Origin of the sequence: Mesorhizobium sp. M7A.F.Ca.US.014.04.1.1, from assembly GCF_003998745.1 — a bacterium.
In the GTDB taxonomy this organism is placed as follows: domain Bacteria; phylum Pseudomonadota; class Alphaproteobacteria; order Rhizobiales; family Rhizobiaceae; genus Mesorhizobium; species Mesorhizobium ciceri.
On sequence record NZ_RZRW01001531.1, the window covers coordinates 1 to 388 of the forward strand.

Sequence of the window (388 nt, forward strand, 5' to 3'; positions counted from 1 at the left end):
GCAATGCGCTCGTTTCGGTCAGCGGTTATCTGATCGGCAGTCTCGCGGCAAACAGAATGCCGCTGCCGCCGAAGGCCGAGCTCCAATGGTGGTATCAGTACTATTTCGCGACGGAACGCGGCCGGGCCGGGTATCAACAGTACCGGCGCGATTTCGCAAACCTTATCTGGCGGATCGCCTCGCCGAAGTGGGACTTTGACGACGCCACGTTCGATCGCAGCGCTGCGTGTCTCGACAACCCGGATCACGTCAGCATCGTCATCCACAATTACCGTTGGAGGCTCGGCCTGGTCCGAGGCGAGCCGGAATATGACGGCCTGGAAAAACGGCTGGCCGAAAGCCCGGTGATCACGGTGCCCACCATCACCCTTGAGGGGGATGCCAATGG

General features: G+C 61.1%; 1 pseudogene. It reads left to right on the forward strand.

The window, feature by feature from the left end:
* A pseudogene (locus EOA22_RS37460) lies at positions 1-388 on the forward strand (alpha/beta hydrolase); the annotation flags it as partial.